The organism is Streptomyces sp. NPDC032822 (assembly GCF_055578825.1).
On sequence record NZ_JBVIOL010000002.1, the window covers coordinates 457,854 to 473,244 of the forward strand.

At 70.4% G+C, this 15,391-nt stretch carries 14 protein-coding genes and 1 riboswitch; of the genes, 1 reads left to right on the forward strand and 13 read right to left on the reverse strand.

Going from position 1 to position 15,391, the window contains the following annotated elements:
- Positions 1 to 234: 234 nt before the first annotated feature.
- The 6 genes from ACZ5VD_RS07690 to ACZ5VD_RS07715 all read right to left on the reverse strand — a co-directional run bounded on the left by ACZ5VD_RS07690 (position 235) and on the right by ACZ5VD_RS07715 (position 7,340).
- Positions 235 to 1,020: an SGNH/GDSL hydrolase family protein gene (locus ACZ5VD_RS07690; RefSeq protein WP_468551140.1), complete on the reverse strand. Its 786-nt coding sequence runs from the start codon at positions 1,018 to 1,020 to the stop codon at positions 235 to 237.
- A 145-nt stretch (positions 1,021 to 1,165) separates the two neighbouring features.
- Complete coding sequence (locus ACZ5VD_RS07695; protein ID WP_468681367.1) at positions 1,166 to 1,888, reverse strand: DUF6250 domain-containing protein; 723 nt, start codon at positions 1,886 to 1,888, stop codon at positions 1,166 to 1,168.
- Positions 1,872 to 2,474 (reverse strand): rhamnogalacturonan lyase family protein, encoded by a 603-nt coding sequence (locus ACZ5VD_RS07700; protein ID WP_468681369.1) that lies wholly within the window; start codon positions 2,472 to 2,474, stop codon positions 1,872 to 1,874. The genes ACZ5VD_RS07695 and ACZ5VD_RS07700 overlap by 17 nt, the downstream gene beginning before the upstream one ends.
- Positions 2,471 to 3,616, reverse strand: coding sequence for a GDSL-type esterase/lipase family protein (locus ACZ5VD_RS07705; RefSeq protein ID WP_468681371.1), 1,146 nt, complete (start codon positions 3,614 to 3,616; stop codon positions 2,471 to 2,473). The genes ACZ5VD_RS07700 and ACZ5VD_RS07705 overlap by 4 nt, the downstream gene beginning before the upstream one ends.
- Positions 3,617 to 3,844: 228 nt before the next feature.
- Complete coding sequence (locus ACZ5VD_RS07710) at positions 3,845 to 4,792, reverse strand: M23 family metallopeptidase (protein WP_468681373.1); 948 nt, start codon at positions 4,790 to 4,792, stop codon at positions 3,845 to 3,847.
- A 2-nt stretch (positions 4,793 to 4,794) separates the two neighbouring features.
- Positions 4,795 to 4,954, reverse strand: a riboswitch (cyclic di-AMP (ydaO/yuaA leader).
- Between the two features lie 307 nt (positions 4,955 to 5,261).
- Positions 5,262 to 7,340, reverse strand: a complete 2,079-nt coding sequence (locus ACZ5VD_RS07715; RefSeq protein ID WP_468681375.1) for an alpha-galactosidase — start codon at positions 7,338 to 7,340, stop codon at positions 5,262 to 5,264.
- A gap of 181 nt (positions 7,341 to 7,521) precedes the next feature.
- On the opposite strand from ACZ5VD_RS07715, the gene ACZ5VD_RS07720 reads away from it, so the two are divergent.
- On the forward strand, positions 7,522 to 8,319 hold the full coding sequence (locus ACZ5VD_RS07720; protein ID WP_468681377.1) for a tyrosine-protein phosphatase: 798 nt from the start codon (positions 7,522 to 7,524) through the stop codon (positions 8,317 to 8,319).
- Positions 8,320 to 8,323: 4 nt separating this feature from the next.
- Here the strand turns inward: ACZ5VD_RS07720 and ACZ5VD_RS07725 are convergent, their stop codons facing one another.
- From ACZ5VD_RS07725 to ACZ5VD_RS07755, 7 genes are all read right to left on the reverse strand, one after another.
- Positions 8,324 to 8,449, reverse strand: coding sequence for a DUF6126 family protein (locus ACZ5VD_RS07725; protein ID WP_468550909.1), 126 nt, complete (start codon positions 8,447 to 8,449; stop codon positions 8,324 to 8,326).
- Positions 8,446 to 9,084, reverse strand: coding sequence for a helix-turn-helix domain-containing protein (locus ACZ5VD_RS07730; RefSeq protein ID WP_468550910.1), 639 nt, complete (start codon positions 9,082 to 9,084; stop codon positions 8,446 to 8,448). Before ACZ5VD_RS07730 ends, ACZ5VD_RS07725 begins: the two co-directional genes overlap by 4 nt.
- A gap of 108 nt (positions 9,085 to 9,192) precedes the next feature.
- Positions 9,193 to 10,611: an aspartate aminotransferase family protein gene (locus tag ACZ5VD_RS07735; RefSeq protein ID WP_468681378.1), complete on the reverse strand. Its 1,419-nt coding sequence runs from the start codon at positions 10,609 to 10,611 to the stop codon at positions 9,193 to 9,195.
- A complete protein-coding gene (dxs, locus tag ACZ5VD_RS07740; RefSeq protein ID WP_468681379.1) occupies positions 10,608 to 12,530 on the reverse strand; it encodes a 1-deoxy-D-xylulose-5-phosphate synthase in 1,923 nt (640 codons plus the stop codon). Before dxs ends, ACZ5VD_RS07735 begins: the two co-directional genes overlap by 4 nt.
- A gap of 27 nt (positions 12,531 to 12,557) precedes the next feature.
- Positions 12,558 to 13,715: a flavodoxin-dependent (E)-4-hydroxy-3-methylbut-2-enyl-diphosphate synthase gene (gene ispG / locus ACZ5VD_RS07745; RefSeq protein WP_468681381.1), complete on the reverse strand. Its 1,158-nt coding sequence runs from the start codon at positions 13,713 to 13,715 to the stop codon at positions 12,558 to 12,560.
- Positions 13,716 to 13,719: 4 nt separating this feature from the next.
- A complete protein-coding gene (gene hpnH, locus ACZ5VD_RS07750; protein WP_468550914.1) occupies positions 13,720 to 14,742 on the reverse strand; it encodes an adenosyl-hopene transferase HpnH in 1,023 nt (340 codons plus the stop codon).
- 5 nt (positions 14,743 to 14,747) lie between these two features.
- Positions 14,748 to 15,389 (reverse strand): phosphorylase family protein, encoded by a 642-nt coding sequence (locus tag ACZ5VD_RS07755; RefSeq protein ID WP_468550915.1) that lies wholly within the window; start codon positions 15,387 to 15,389, stop codon positions 14,748 to 14,750.
- Positions 15,390 to 15,391 lie beyond the last annotated feature (2 nt).

Below are 15,391 nucleotides of genomic sequence, written 5' to 3' on the forward strand. Positions count from 1 at the left end.
ACCCCCGACGCCCCAGCCACGCCGCCCTCCCCGCCCCGGGGCACCGTCACCGTCGTCGACGACCACCGACGTGGATGCGGCCCGTGCCGCCGGTCGCGCGATCCCCTCACCGGTCGAGCCCGGCCACACCCTCGGCGAGCGGCCACCCCCGGGACACGAGCCAGGTGCCCGGTGCGCACCGCGCTCGGGCCGGCGCGCACCGGGCACCCTCACACCGACCCGTCCCACCGGCCTTCACGCCACGCGGGCGATCCGCGTCCTGATGTCGTTCGGCGACAGCGTGCCCTTGGCGATCACGTGGTCGCCCGACGACTCCCCGCGCAGCCGGCGGCCGATCCACGGCACCAGGTACTCGCGCGCCCAGTGCAGGTTGTCCCGTCGCGCCTCGAGCGTGCCGCGCGGCGGGAGCGGCGGCCAGGGCTGGTCCGGGTCGGCCGGGATCTCCAGCCCGAGGACCTGCCCCGCGCGCAGCGCCACGCGCGTGTGCCCGTCCGCGGACAGGTGGAGCCGGTCGCCGTCCCAGGCGCGCCGGTCCTGGATGGTCTTCAGGGACCACAGGTCGAGCACGGGACAGCCGTACCGGTCGGCGATGGCCCGCACATGTCCGTTGTAGGTCGCGATCTTGCCGCGCAGGTGCTTGAGCACGGGGATGTCGCGGGTGTCGAACCCGGTCGTCACCATCACCGTGCCGGCCACGGCGGTGAGCTGCGCCACTCCTCGCTCGAATCGCTCGGCGACCTCGTCGGGGTCGGTGCCGGGCCGCAGGATGTCGTTGCCCCCGGCACAGAAGGAGACCAGGTCCGGAGCCAGTTCGACGGCTTGGCGCAGCTGGTGCTCCACGACCTGGTCGAGGAGCTTCCCGCGCACGGCGAGGTTCGCGTACCGGAAGTCCCCCTCGGGCCGCCGGTCCGCGAGCAGTACCGCGAACCGGTCGGCCCAGCCGACGAACGCCCCGTCGGGGCCGGGGTCGCCGACGCCCTCGGTGAAGCTGTCCCCCACCGCCACGTACGACCCGATCACTGATCTGTTGCCACTCTTCGAATCGTCTGCCACATCGGCCCATGATTCCCCTTCGGATGTGAGCTACGCGACCGTAGGAAGGGGTTGACGAGCGGTGAGATAAGCCACTCTTCAAGGATTGGTCAAACCAGGAATAGCGTCTTCATCAGCGCTGTTGAGGCGGCAATTGCGGCAGCCGCCACACCCGGAACCCGCTGAACCGGAAATGGCTCCAGGTGGTCCGGAAGCCGAAGTGGCCGCCGGTGTACGGCTCCGGGTCGCGGTAGTCGAAGACGAGACGTCCGTTGTTCCACCACTGGACGCGCGAGCCGGCGGAGACGATCCGGACCCGGTTCGGCTCGTTCGGCACGAGCAGCGGCTCGGTGTAGTCGTAGATCAACGGCCGGACGCCCGCCTCGCCGACGTAGCGGCGCAGCCGGGTCGTCGTGTTGGTGTTGGCACCGTAGCCCGCGTAGTACGTCCTGAGGTGGTCGTACTCGGCCAGGGCCCCGCCCCGACGGGTGGCGAAGAGGTCGCCGGGGGAACGGACGTCCACGGCGTTCCAGAAGTTGTTGAGGTCCGAGACCCGGTCGTTGACCCCGCCCGCGGACACCGGCGTGGCGGTGTACTCCAGGACGTACGGTCCTTCCAGCCGCTCCCTGAACCAGACCGTCGCGCCGGCGGGCACGTCGACCTCCAGGATTCCGCGCGAGGCGGTGACGGTGCCGCCCTTCTCCAGCTCCACCGCCCACCGGCCCAGACCGTGACGGAAGTCGTCGTGCGCGAGGGGGCGGTGGTGGCGGGGTGTGGCACTCGCGGCGGCGGGCGCGAGGGCGGCCAGGGCGGTGCCGGCGGCGAGGGCTCCGAAGGCTCTACGCGTGGTCGTCACGGGAGACGGCTCCTTCCGGGAGGGTGATCGAGGGCCCGGGCACCCGGCGGGTCCCGGTGCCGAGGTGGTAGTCGGTGTACGTGGACTGGAGACAGCCGCGCACGGTCCGGCCGAGGCGGTACGCGGGGTTCTGGGCGAGGGTGTGGAAGCGGGTCGTCGTCGGCTCGGTGGTGGTGTGGAGGCGCGGGGCGGTGTGGTCGGCGGTCTCGGCGGGGATCTCCTCGCGCCGGTCGCCGAGCAGGTCGCCGTAGAACGGGGTCGCGCCACGGGCGCCCGGGACCACGCCGGACGGGGTGAGGATCCGTGCGCTGGTCTCGGTGCCCGGGTCCCACTTCACGACACGGGTGAAGTCGAGGAGTTCTGACGCCCGGTCACCGTCCCACCCGATACGGAAGTTGACGCTCGGTGGGGTGGTGGAGACCTTGCCGTCCCGGGCGTTGCGGACACCCGCGCCGGGGGCGGTGACGTCGACGGTGGAGGTCAGGTACTCGTAGCCGGGGCGGTCCGGGTCGATGTCGCCGGTGCTGCCGCGCCCGACGCCGATGCCGGTGTCGTTCTCCCAGGCGGCGGGGTGCTGTCCGGTCACGGGGCGCTCGCCGGTGCCGGCGTCGTAGGAGTGCCAGGGGAACTCGGCACGACGCCCGACTCCGCCTGCTGGATGGCGAAGCCGGTATCCAAGAGGGCGATCAGCCGGTCGGCCACCTTGCGGTGACCCTGGGCACTGGGGTGGACGGCATCGTTGAAGTCCCCCCGGTCCGCGCCGAGCCACCCGGTCGTGTCGACGAACTCGGTGCGCGGGTCGGCGAGTTCACCGACCACGGCCGCGATGTCGGAGGCGTGGGTGCCGTCGAAGGGGCGCAGGGCGAGGATGCGGGCGTGCGGTGCGCCGGCCCGCAGGCGTTCGAGGTAGGCCCGGTAGGCGGGGCGGAAGTCGGCCGAGCCGAAGACGGCGTCATTGGTGCCCTGGTTCACCACGACGACGTCGGCGCGGCGGTCCGTGTCCGCCGTGGACCCGGCGTGGTTCCAGCCGTACGCCTCGGAAGCGGCCGGCACTCCCCCGTTGCCGGTCCGGATCACGCCCTGTCGCCCGAACCCGACCTGGGTGAGCGAGGCGCGCAGGGCGTCGGCGACGAGCGTGGGATAGGCGGCCGTACCGTCGGCGCAGTCGGAGGTGTTGACGTCGCACAGGGCCATGACGCCCTGGGTGACGGAGTCGCCGTAGAAGGCGAACCGGCCTACCGCCCGGGCGGGTTGAGGCAGCAGGCGGCCGTCGTCGAGCCGCAGCCCGGTCAGCACCACGCCGGTCTCCAGCGGGGGTGTCCAGCGGTTGGCCCGGGAGGAGACGTCCTTGACGGAGATCCGGACCGTGTGGGTGCCGCCGGTGCGGGAGCCGCCGCCGTCCGCCGTGATCTCCAGGTCTCCGCGGTCCACGGCGTACACCCGCTCGGGCCCTCCGTCGACCGACACCCGGATCTGCGCGGGCACGGTGATCGACGAGACGTCGAACCGGGCGTGGACACCCGAGCCGGTGAAACGGAAGCGCAGTCGTGAGCCCGAGTTGACCGTGACGGCCGCCTCGGCGCTCCGGCTCCAGTGACCCTCGTACGCGAGGCGCCGGTCGTCGGGGCGAACGGTGTACGGATCGGCGGACGCGAAGGCGGGAGGCGGCCCACCGACGAGCACGCCGACGATCGCGACGGCGGCGGCCTTCAGGACGGCGCGGGGCACGGTGACCTCCAAAGGGCATAGAAAGCGCTTGCGCCACTGCGGAGTTCACTGTGTCCCCACCCTCCCCCCGCTGTCGACCCTCGGAGCACCCCTGCCACACGACCGCAATGAAGTGATCATGAGCGAGCGAGGGCGAAGGTGCCGGAGGGGCACACACCGAAGGCCGGACCCGGGGATCGGGGTCCGGCCTTCGGTGGCTTGCGGGGCGCCTGGGGCGCGGGGAGGGTGTCAGCCGACGGCGACGCCCTTCGCGCGGAGGTAGGCCACCGGGTCCACGTCCGAGCCGTAGTCCGGCGTGGTGCGGATCTCGAAGTGCAGGTGCGGGCCGGTCACGTTGCCGGTCGCACCGGAGAGGCCGAGCTGCTGCCCCTCGGTCACGGTCTGACCGCTGGAGACGGAGAGCGAGGAGAGGTGCGCGTACTGGGCGTAGTAGCCGTCGGCGAGCCTGACGACGACCTGGTTGCCGTATGCGCCGCCCCAGCCCGCGGAGACGACCGTGCCCGCGCCGACGGCCTTGAGGGCGGTGCCGGTCGGGACGACGAAGTCGACACCGGTGTGGTAGCCGCTGGACCACATGCTGCCGGACACGCGGTAGGCGGTTCCGACGGAGGCTCCGCTCACCGGGAGGGTGAAGCCGCTGGAGCTGCCGTTGTCGGCGCTCTGCGTGGCCGACTCGGTCTTCGACGAGGCGGACGCATCAGATGAACCCGACGAAGAAGATGAAGAAGACGACTTCGACGAGGAGCCGGAGGAGGACGGGGAGGTGCCCGTGGTGGCCTTCTTGCCGAGCGTGAGCTTCAGCCCGGGGTGGATCAGCGACGGGTCGTCGCCGACGGCCTGCCGGTTGTCGGAGTAGAGCTTCTGCCAGCCACCGGTGACGTTCTCCTCGTCCGCGATCTTCGAGAGATAGTCACCGGCTCGCACGGAGTAGGTCTTCGCGCCGGAGGTCCGCGCGGTCTCCTTCTTTTCGGCCGTCGCCTTTTCGGCCACCTTCTTCACGGTGGTCGGAACGGACGAGTCGACGGCCTTTTCCGAGACGGACTGCGGGGTGGCGGCATGCGCGCCGGTGGCACCGAGAAGCGGCAGGGCGAGTGCGGCGCCACCGGTTCCGGCGACGGCTATGGAACGGGTGAAGCGCTGGGACTTCGGGCGGCGGTGCTTACCCTTCGCGGGCATGACGAATTCCTCTCCGGCGCCTGCGAGGTGAGCTGTCGGGTGCGGACTGGAGATGCCCGGCCGTACCGAAGTACGGCTTAACCCCTAGCCGTTCCGGAGACCGGAACAGGCGGTTGTACCTGTGGGTCCCCCGCTCCTGCCAAGGACGGGTGAGTGTGAGCGGTCTCCGGGCGGCGGCAGGATTGGGCGTCCGTCCGGATCGGGGCGAACGTAAGCGACCGAGACGCAAAGGGACAAGTAAGTGGTTCCCTGTGCATGGCCACCTGTCGGCCGCCTGAGAGAATTCCCGGTCACCCTGTGTGCATTACAGGGTGACCGCCACGGTCAAACTCCCTTGAAAACGGCACCGATTACGTGCACATGACGAGCGACACACGGTCACGAATATGACGCTCCTCACGTGGCACATTCACAGGTTCCTTTATTCCAGAAGGAGTTGGAGCGAAGGTGTGGAATTCGGGCAGAAGCCCTAGATACGACGCAGCCGGAGAACCGTCGCATCGAGGTCACCGCGCAGCCCCGTCCGCAGTCCGTGATGCAGCAGAACGGCACCTCGGTGAACTTCGCCCGTTTCGCGGCATTCATACGACGCCGCCGGGTCGAGCCCCCGCAGCCGCAGCGCCGGCACGGGCTCGCCGTAGTGCTGCGCCTGGAGCCAGGCGAGGACGACGGTCTCGTCGCCGAGCACGTACTGCACGGCGCTCGACCCGCCCGTCGGAGGCCGCAGCCGGTAGAGGTCGCCACGCTGCACGAGAGGCCGGATCTCCTTGTAGAGATCCACCCACTCGCGCGCCTCGGCGAGCTCCTCCTCGGTCCACTCGGCGAGATCCCCGCCCACCCCGAGCACCCCGGCCATGGCGCTCACAAAACGGAACCGCAGCGAGCTGACCCGGCCGTTGAGCTGGGTATTGGGGCTGTCGGTGACCCAGGCGGCCATGGCCCGGGCGGGGTGGATCTGGGTGAAGCCGTGCTGGATGGCGAGCCGGTCGAGCGGGTCGGTGTTGTCGGAGGTCCACACCTGGTCCGTACGGCTCATCACCCCGAGGTCGATCCGCCCGCCGCCACCCGAGCAGGACTCGAAGGCGACGCCCGGGTGGGCGGCCCGCAGCCGGTCCAACAGGCGGTACAGGGCGTGCACATGATCGACCCAGAGGCGCTGGGGGTAGGGCTCGCCGGGCCAGCCCGCGTCGGTGAAGCAGCGGTTGAAGTCCCACTTCACATAGTCGATCGGGGCACTGGAGAGCAGTTCGTGGAGCTGCTCCCAGAGGTACTCCTGGACATCCTCGCGCGCGAGATTCAGTACGAGCTGATTGCGGAGTTCCGTCCGCTTTCGTCCCGGCTGGTACTGCACCCAGTCCGGATGGGCGCGGTACAAGTCGCTGTCCGGGTTGACCATCTCGGGCTCCACCCAGATGCCGAACCGCATGCCGAGCGCCTGCACGGAGTCGGCGAGCGGCTTGAGCCCGCCGGGGAAGCGGTCCGGGTTGGGCTTCCAGTCGCCGAGGCCGGCGCGGTCACTGGTGCGGGTCCCGAACCAGCCGTCGTCGACGACGAACAGTTCGACGCCGATCGCCGCGGCCCGCCGCGCCAGCACGCCCTGCTGCTCCTCGGAGATGTCGAACTCCGTGGCCTCCCAGGAGTTGAACAGCACCGGCCGGTCCTGGTCCGCGTCCGGGATGACGTACGCGCGCTGGTAGGCGTGCCAGGCGCGGCTGGCCCCGCCGAAGCCGGCGTCGCTCCACAGGCCGGCGAAGACGGGCGTCGTGAAGGACTCCCCCGCCGCCAGCCGGAGCAGCCCGGACTCGTCGTGGCCGGCCCCACCGGTGATCTGTACGCGCGTGTCCGGGAGTTGGGCGACGGCGATGCGCCAGGAGCCGGACCAGCCGAGGGCGCAGCCGTAGACCTCGCCGCGCTCCTCGGTCGCGTCGGTGTCCAGGGCGACCCAGGGCAGGTGCTGGTGTCCGGTGTGGCCGCGCCGGCTGCCGATGACCTTCTCACCGTAGGTGAGGGAGGAGCTGGTGAGCCGGGACTCGGCGGCCCAGCGGCCGTGCAGCTGGGACAGCCGCCAGCCCTCGCGGTCGGGCAAGGTCCAGACGGCGGAGTCGGCGCGCAGCAGCTCCACGACGGGCCCGTCGTTGTCCAGGGTCACCCAGCGCTCCACGACGTCCGTGGCGGCGCGCATCCGGTAGTGCAGCGTGATCGTCAGCGAGCCGTCCCGGAACCGCAGGCGCAGCTCGTCGTCCGCGCCCCTCTCGTGCGTCTCGAAGGTCCACTCGGTGCCGCGTCCCTCCTCCGTGCGCACCGACAGGGCGGGCCGTACGAAGCGGGGGCCGCCCTCGACGGGGTACTCCTCGCGGCCGTCGAGAGGGGATTCGAAGGCCCAGTAGTCGGGCAGCGGACGGACGGCGAGCGCCTCGGCGTCGGCGAGGGCGATGCGGGGCCCCCAGTGCAGATGCAGGAGCTCGTCGTCGTCGGTGAGATGGACGGCGTAGCTGCTGCCCGGCCCGGACAGCAGCCACGTACGGCCGTTCTCGGCGATCTCCAGCATGGGGTACCTCACAGATGCGAACAGACATGAACAGGTGCACTCAATCACGAACATCATCGAGGTCAGCGCAGCCCTGGTGCAACGTCTGTGGACAACTCATTGCCCCAGGAACGCATGTCGTATCGTCGTGGGCGTGCCCGCCGCCGAGCCGCGCCGACGGGACCGAAGGGGAGGAGCCCTCGTGACGCAGCAGGTTCCGTCGACCGAGCCCGATCTGGCCGGAGTGCGCAACTTCCGGGACGTGGGCGGGCTGCCCACGGTGGACGGACGGCGGGTACGGCACGGAGTGCTGTTCCGCAGCGGTCACCTCGCGCACGCGACCGAGGAGGACTCCGCGTTCCTCGCCTCGCTGGGCCTGCACACGGTCTTCGACTTCCGCAACGCCTCGGACCAGAAGCTGGAAGGGCCGGACGTCGAGCTGCCGGGTGTGCGCAACCTGAACCTGCCCCTGTCCGACCCGGCCGACGGGGCCGAGTTCTGGAAGATGGTCCGCGACGGCGACCTCGACCAGCTGCGGGAGCTGCTGTCCGACGGCAAGGGCGCGAACCGGATGAGCGCGTCGTACCGCTCGATCATCAAGGACCGCACCGCCGAGCACTCCCGGGTGCTGCACTCGCTCGCCGAGGACAGCGTCCCGGCCCTGATGCACTGCGCGGCCGGCAAGGACCGCGCCGGCCTGTCGATAGCCGTGACGCTGCTGGCCCTCGGGGTGGAGCGGGAGGCGATCGTGGCCGACTACCTGGAGTCGAACGCCAAGCACCGCCGCTACAAGGTGCGCCGCAGCTCCACCTCCGCCTCGGCCTACTCCCCCGAGGTGATGGAACTGCTCAGCCCGCTGTTCGACGCCCGCGCCGAGTACCTGACGGCGGCCTTCGACACCATCGAGGAGCAGTGGGGCAGCGTCGATGCCTACCTGGAGCAGGGCCTCGGGCTCACCCCGGAGGTCCGGGAGCGGCTGCGGGAGCGCCTGCTCGACTGACCGGTCACCTGCTGTCGGCCCCCAGTGCGAACAGCAGGTAGATGAAGGCCGCGAAGAGGTGCCCCACCGCCAGGTAGATGATCAGCCGCACCCACAGGGAGCGGGGGAACTTCTCCTCCATGTTGCTCATGGTGTCTCTCCAGGGGTGGGGCCCAGGCACAGGGCGGCCGTGGGGCTCTGCAGCAGGGTGTGGACGAACAGCAGGTCGACGCCGCCGTGGTCCTGGGCGACGATGCGGTGCGGGGTCAGCGAGTCGAAGTGCGCGCTGTCGCCCGCCGCGAGCAGATGCGTGCTGTCCCCGAGGCGCAGGCGCAGTCGGCCCGTGAGGACGTACAGCCACTCCTCGCCGGGGTGCACGCGCACGATGTCGCCCTGGGAGCCGTGGGGCACATGGACGCGCAGGGCCTGCATACCGCGGCCGGACGCGCCGGCCTGCCAGTAGGCCCAGCCGCCCGCGGCGGTGGGCTCCATGTCGGCGGCGCGCACGACGGCGTCCCGGTCGGCGACGGTCTCGCCGAGCAGGTCCGAGACCGTCGTACCGTAGATGCGGGCGAGGCCGAGCAGCATCGGCAGCGAGGGCTGGCGCTGCCCGGTCTCCAGACGGGAGAGATGGGCGGGCGACAGTCCGGCGGCGCGGGCCGCGGCCTCCAGGGTGAGGGCGGCGCGGCGGCGCAGGGCGCGGAGCTGCGGCGCCACCGGAGGAACCACCTCGGTGGGCGGACTGGCCGGCGACTCGGTCGGCGGCTCCGACTCGGGAGAGCTCATGCTCTCCATTCAGCCGCACCCTTGCCTCTGGGGCAAATTTCTTGCCTCAGAGACAAAGACCCAGACCGATGGGCCGCCCAGAGGTCACCCATGGGCCGCCCGTGGACGTCACCGGTTGGCGACCGCCTGCTTGACCAGTGTCTTGCCGAAGTCCCACATCAGCCCGCCGCCGCTGTGCGCGTCGTCCATCACGTCGGTGAACGCGTCGACGAACCGGTCCACCTCGCGTTCGCCGATGACCAGCGGCGGGATCAGCTTGATCACTTCCAGGTGGTCGCCGGAGACCTGGGTGAGGATCCGGTGGCGTTGCAGCAGCGGGACGACCACCATCTGGGCGAACAACCCCTTGCGGGCGGCCTGCAGCATCGTCCAACGGCTGCGCAGCTTCAGCGACTTGGGCCTGCCGAACTCGATGCCGATCATCAGGCCCCGGCCGCGGACGTCGGCGAGCAGCTCGTACCTGTCGATCAGTGCCGTGAGCCGGGACCTCAACTGCTCCCCGGTCGCCCGGGCGTTGGCCACGACCTGCTCGTTCTCCATGACGGACAGCACGGCGAGCCCGGCCGCCATGGCCTGCGCGTTGGAGCCGAAGCTCGCCGAGTGGACCAGCACCCGGTCCATGGACGAGTAGACCTTCTTGAAGATCCAGTCCTTGCCGAGGGTGGCGCCGATGGGTACGTAGCCGCCGGAGAGCGCCTTGGCCACGCACACCAGGTCGGGTTCGACCCCGTCCTCGTGCTGATAGGCGTAGAAGTCGCCGGTGCGGCCGAGACCCGTCTGCACCTCGTCCAGGATCAGCAGCGCCTTGTGCCGGTGCAGCAACTCCTGGGCGGCCCGCAGATATCCGGGCGGGGCCTCGTGCACACCCTTGCCTTGGATCGGCTCGACGACCAGGGCGGCCACGTCACCCTTCTTCAACTCCCTTTCCAGGGCGTCGAGATCGCCGAGTGGGATCGCCGTGTCGGGGAGCAGCGGGGCGAAGCCGTCCCGGAAGCCGTCCTCGCCGTTGACCGACAGCGATCCGGTGGTCAGGCCGTGGAAGGCGTGGTCGCAGTAGAGGATCCGCGGCCTCCCGGTGGCGTAGCGGGCGAACTTCAGCGCGGTCTCCACGGCCTCCGTGCCGCTGTTGCCGAAGAACACCCGGTCCAGGTGCGGGCTGTGTGCGAGCAGCTTCTCGGCCAGCAGTCCGGGCAGCGGCTGGCAGTCGAAGCGGGTGAGGTCGGCGAGGCCGGCGTCGAGGACGTCGTGCAGCGCCTTGCGGACGACGGGGTGGTGGCGCCCCAGGCCCATCACGCCGAACCCGGCCAGCATGTCGAGGTACTCGTTGCCGTCCGCGTCCCAGAAGTGGGGGCCCTCGGCGCGCTCGTAGACCTTGTCGAAGCCGATGGTGTGCAGCATGCGCGGGAGCTGGTGGTTCAGGTGTCTGGCGTGCAGCTCGTAGCGCTCGGCCCCGCGCTCCGCCAGCAGCGCGCCGAGGTCGAACTCCCCGGCCTGAGCGGCGGACGAGGCGGGTTTGGCGGTGGTCATGCCTGTTTCTCCTTGGACGGCTCTTCCCGGACGGCCGGGCCCGCTTCCATGACGGCCAGGCTCGCGCCGATCCGGCCGGCGACCTCGACGGGCGTGAGACCGATGTCGGCGAGCACCTCGCCGCGTTTGGCGTGCGCGAGGAACTGCTCCGGGATGCCGAACCGCCGTACGGGGACGTCGACTTCGGCGTCACCGAGGGCGAGCGCCACCGCGCCGCCGACACCCGAGGCCCGGCTGTTGTCCTCGACGACGGCGACCAGCCGGTGCTGCGCGGCGAGCGCCGGGAGCGCCGGGTCGACGGGCTTGACCCAGCGCGGGTCGACGACCGTGCAGGTGATGCCCCGGGCTTCCAGCAGTTCGGCGGCCTGGAGGCAGACGGGGGCCATCACCCCGACGGCGACCAGCAGGACCTGCGGCTCCTCCCCCGGTGAGCGGTGCAGGACGTCCAGGCCTCCCACCCGGTCGATCGCCGGGATCTCGGGACCCACCGACTCCTTCGGAAAGCGCACCAGCGTCGGCGCGTCGTCCACCGCGACCGCCTCCCTGAGCTGCGCCCGCAGTTGGTCGGCGTCGCGCGGCGCGGCGATCCTCAGGCCGGGGACGACCTGAAGGATCGACATGTCCCACATGCCGTTGTGGGAGGCCCCGTCGACACCGGTGACGCCGGCCCGGTCCAGCACGAAGGTGACGCCGCAGCGGTGCAGGGCGACGTCCATCAGGAGCTGGTCGAAGGCGCGGTTGAGGAACGTCGCGTAGACAGCGACGACCGGATGCAGACCGCCGGTCGCGAGACCGGCCGCGGACACGGCCGCGTGCTGCTCGGCGATGCCGACGTCCCACACCCGGTCCGGGAAACGGGCCGCGAACCCGCCCAGCCCCACCGGGTGCAGCATGGCCGCGGTGATCGCCACCACGTCCTCGCGCTCCTCGCCGATCCGCACGATCTCCTCGCCGAACACCGAGGTCCAGGAAGGCCCGCCCGCGGGGGCGAGCGGCTCGCAGGTGAGCGGGTCCATCACGCCGACCGTGTGGAAGCGGTCCTCCTCGTGGGCGAGGGCGGGTTCGTAGCCGCGCCCCTTCTCGGTGAGGCAGTGGATCAGCACCGGCCCGTGGAAGCGTTTCGCGCGCCGGAGCGCGGACTCGACGGCCCCGATGTCGTGCCCGTCGATCGGGCCGACGTACTTGAGCCCCAGATCCTCGAACATGCCCTGCGGCGCGAACGCGTCCTTGAAGCCCTTCTTCGCCCCGTGCAGGGACTCGTAGAGGGTGTTGCCGACCAGTGGGGTCCGCAGCAGTACGTCCTTCCCCCAGGCCAGCGCCTTCTCGTAGCCGTCGGTGGTGCGCAGGGTGGCCAGGTGGTTGGCGAGCCCCCCGATGGTGGGCGAGTACGAGCGCTCGTTGTCGTTGACGACGATGATCAGCGGCCGGTCCTTGGCGGCCGCGATGTTGTTCAGCGCCTCCCAGGCCATGCCGCCGGTCAGCGCCCCGTCGCCGATCACCGCGACGACATGACCCTTCTCGCCCTGCACCTGGCGGGCCTTGGCGAGCCCGTCGGCCCAGCCGAGCGCGGTGGAGGCGTGACTGTTCTCGATGACGTCGTGCTCGGACTCCTCGCGCGAGGGATAGCCGGAGAGGCCGCCCTTGCTGCGCAGCTTGGAGAAGTCCTGACGGCCGGTCAGAAGTTTGTGGACGTAGCTCTGGTGGCCGGTGTCCCACAGGATGCGGTCGACCGGTGACTCGAAGACCCGGTGGAGGGCGACGGTGAGTTCCACCACCCCCAGATTGGGCCCGAGGTGTCCTCCGGTCCTGGCGACCGCGTGCACCAGGAACTCCCGTATCTCTTCGGACAGTTCACCGAGTTCCGCCCCGGACAGCGCCTTCAGGTCGCGTGGTCCTCGGATGTTCTCCAGAATCGTCACGTCGGGCCCCCTATCGGTCCGTGCTGTTCAGCTCACGGTGACGGCCGGCTCCCCCGACGCGACGCCGTCCTGCTCCATCTGTCCGGCGATCTTCATCGCCTCTTCGATCAGGGTCTCGACGATCTTCGACTCGGGGACGGTCTTGATGACCTCGCCCTTCACGAAGATCTGCCCCTTGCCGTTTCCGGAGGCGACACCGAGGTCGGCCTCCCGCGCCTCTCCCGGGCCGTTGACGACACAGCCCATCACGGCGACCCGCAGCGGCACCTCCATGCCCTCCAGACCCGCCGTGACCTCGTCGGCCAGCTTGTAGACGTCGACCTGGGCCCGCCCGCAGGACGGACAGGACACGATCTCCAGCCGCCGCTGCCTCAGGTTCAGCGACTCCAGGATCTGGATGCCGACCTTGACCTCCTCGGCGGGCGGGGCGCTGAGCGACACCCGGATGGTGTCGCCGATGCCCCGGCTGAGGAGCGCCCCGAAGGCCACGGCCGACTTGATGGTCCCCTGGAAGGCGGGACCGGCCTCGGTGACACCCAGGTGCAGCGGGTAGTCGCTCTGCTCGGCGAGCAGCGTGTAGGCGTGGACCATGACCACCGGGTCGTTGTGCTTCACCGAGATCTTGATGTCCCGGAACCCGTGCTCCTCGAAGAGGGACGCCTCCCACAGCGCCGACTCGACGAGCGCCTCGGGGGTCGCCCTGCCGTACTTCCGCAGCAGCCGCCGGTCCAGCGACCCGGCGTTGACCCCGATCCGGATCGGTGTGCCGTGGTCGTTCGCGGCCCGCGCGATCTCTTTCACCTTGTCGTCGAACTGCTTGATGTTGCCGGGATTGACGCGTACGGCCGCACAGCCGGCCTCGATCGCGGCGAACACGTACTTGGGCTGGAAGTGGATGTCCGCGATCACCGGGATCTGCGACTTGCGGGCGATGGTGGCGAGGGCGTCCGCGTCGTCCTGCGTGGGGCAGGCGACGCGGACGATCTGACAGCCGGACGCGGTGAGTTCGGCGATCTGCTGGAGTGTGGCGCCGATGTCCGACGTACGGGTCGTCGTCATCGACTGCACCGACACCGGGGCCCCGCCCCCGACCGCCACCGGCCCGACCTCGATCCGCCGCGACAGGCGCCGCTCGGCGATCGGCCGGACCGGGACCTCGGGGAGACCGAGGGAGACGGCGGTCATGCCGTCACTCCCGGTTCCCGGAGACCGTCTCACGCATGGCGCGCAGCGACTCCTTGAGGGATCCCATGGTGGCGAGGACGGCGGTGGGCTCGTAGCCGCAGTGCGCCATGCAGTTGGCGCAACGCGGGTCCTTGCCGCGGCCGTACGCGTCCCAGTCGGTGTCCTCGATGAGCTCCCGATACGTCGTGACGTACCCGTCGCTCATCAGGTAGCAGGGCTTCTGCCAGCCGAAGAGCGAGTAGTTGGGGATCGCCCACGCCGTGCACGGGAAGTCGACCTTGCCCTCCAGGAAGTCGAGGAACAGGGGCGAGTGGTTGAGGCGCCAGCGCCGCCGGTTGCCGCCTCCGAAGGCCTTCTTGAACAGTTCGCGGGTCTGCTCGACACCGAGGAAGTGCTCCTGGTCGGGAGCCTTCTCGTAGGCGTAGGCGGGCGAGATCATCATCTCGTCCACCTTCAGGTCGTCATTGAGGAAGTTGAGGACCTCGATGATCGTCTGCGGGGTGTCGGTGTTGAAGAAGGTCGAGTTGGTGGTGACCCGGAAGCCGCGCCGCTTGGCCTCCTTGATGGCCGCCACCGCCTCGTCGAACACGCCCTCCTTCGCCACCGACTCGTCGTGCCGCTCCCGCAGCCCGTCGATGTGCACCGCGAAGGCGAAGTACGGCGACGGCGTGAACTTGTCCATCTTCTTGCGCATCAGCATGGCGTTGGTGCACAGGAAGACGTACTTCTTCCTGGCCACCAACTGCCGTACGATCTCGTCGATCTTGGGGTGCATCAGCGGCTCACCGCCGGCGATGGAGACCATCGGCGCGCCGGATTCGAGCACCGCCCCCACCGCCTGGGCCACCGGCATGCGCTGCTTGAGCACCCCTGCGGGGTGCTGGATCTTCCCGCAGCCCTCGCACGCCAGATTGCAGGCGTAGAGGGGCTCCAGCTCCACGATGAGCGGGAACTTGTCGCGCTTGCGGAGCTTCTGTTCGGCCAGGTATGTAGCGACTTTGATGGACTGACGAAGCGGCATGGCCATCTGGCTCACCTCCGGGGGAGCAGCAAGGAACGGTGCCATTCGTAAAAAGCGGGAAGGACAGAGCGAAGTACGCGGAAGGCTGATATTCCACCGCGCACCGTGCCGATCCGGACGAGTTCATGTTCTGGAGCGTCCACGACCACCCGGACGGCCGCAACGGGGCGCTCGCCCGTGCGGACGGCGCTCAGGAGCGTGGCCGCGGACTCCATGTCGACCGCGATCGCGCCGGTGGCGAGCAGATCCGACCGTTCGTGACCGCGTACGACGTGATCGGACCCGGTGAGGGGTCCGGTGTGGACGGTGCGCCCGGGCAGCGCGCGGGCGAGTTCCTTGACCAGCAGGTCGGTCCCGACGCACGGCACCGTGCCGCGCGGGTCCCGGGTCTCCTCGGCGACCACCAGGTCACCGGGGTGCATGCCGGGGGCGAGCCCCGCGCAGAACCCGGTGGCCAGTACGGCGGCCTCGTCGAGCTCCGGGTCGGCGAGCGCCCGGGTGACGCGGCGCTCGGCCGCCTCCGGCCCCATGCCCGTGCGCAGCAGGGTGACCGGCCCGCCGGCGCCGCCGCGGTCGCCACTGCGCAGCGCGAGGTGCTCGATGCCGAGCGCGCAGGCGACGAGCAGCGGTACCGCCGCGACCTCACTGTCCATCG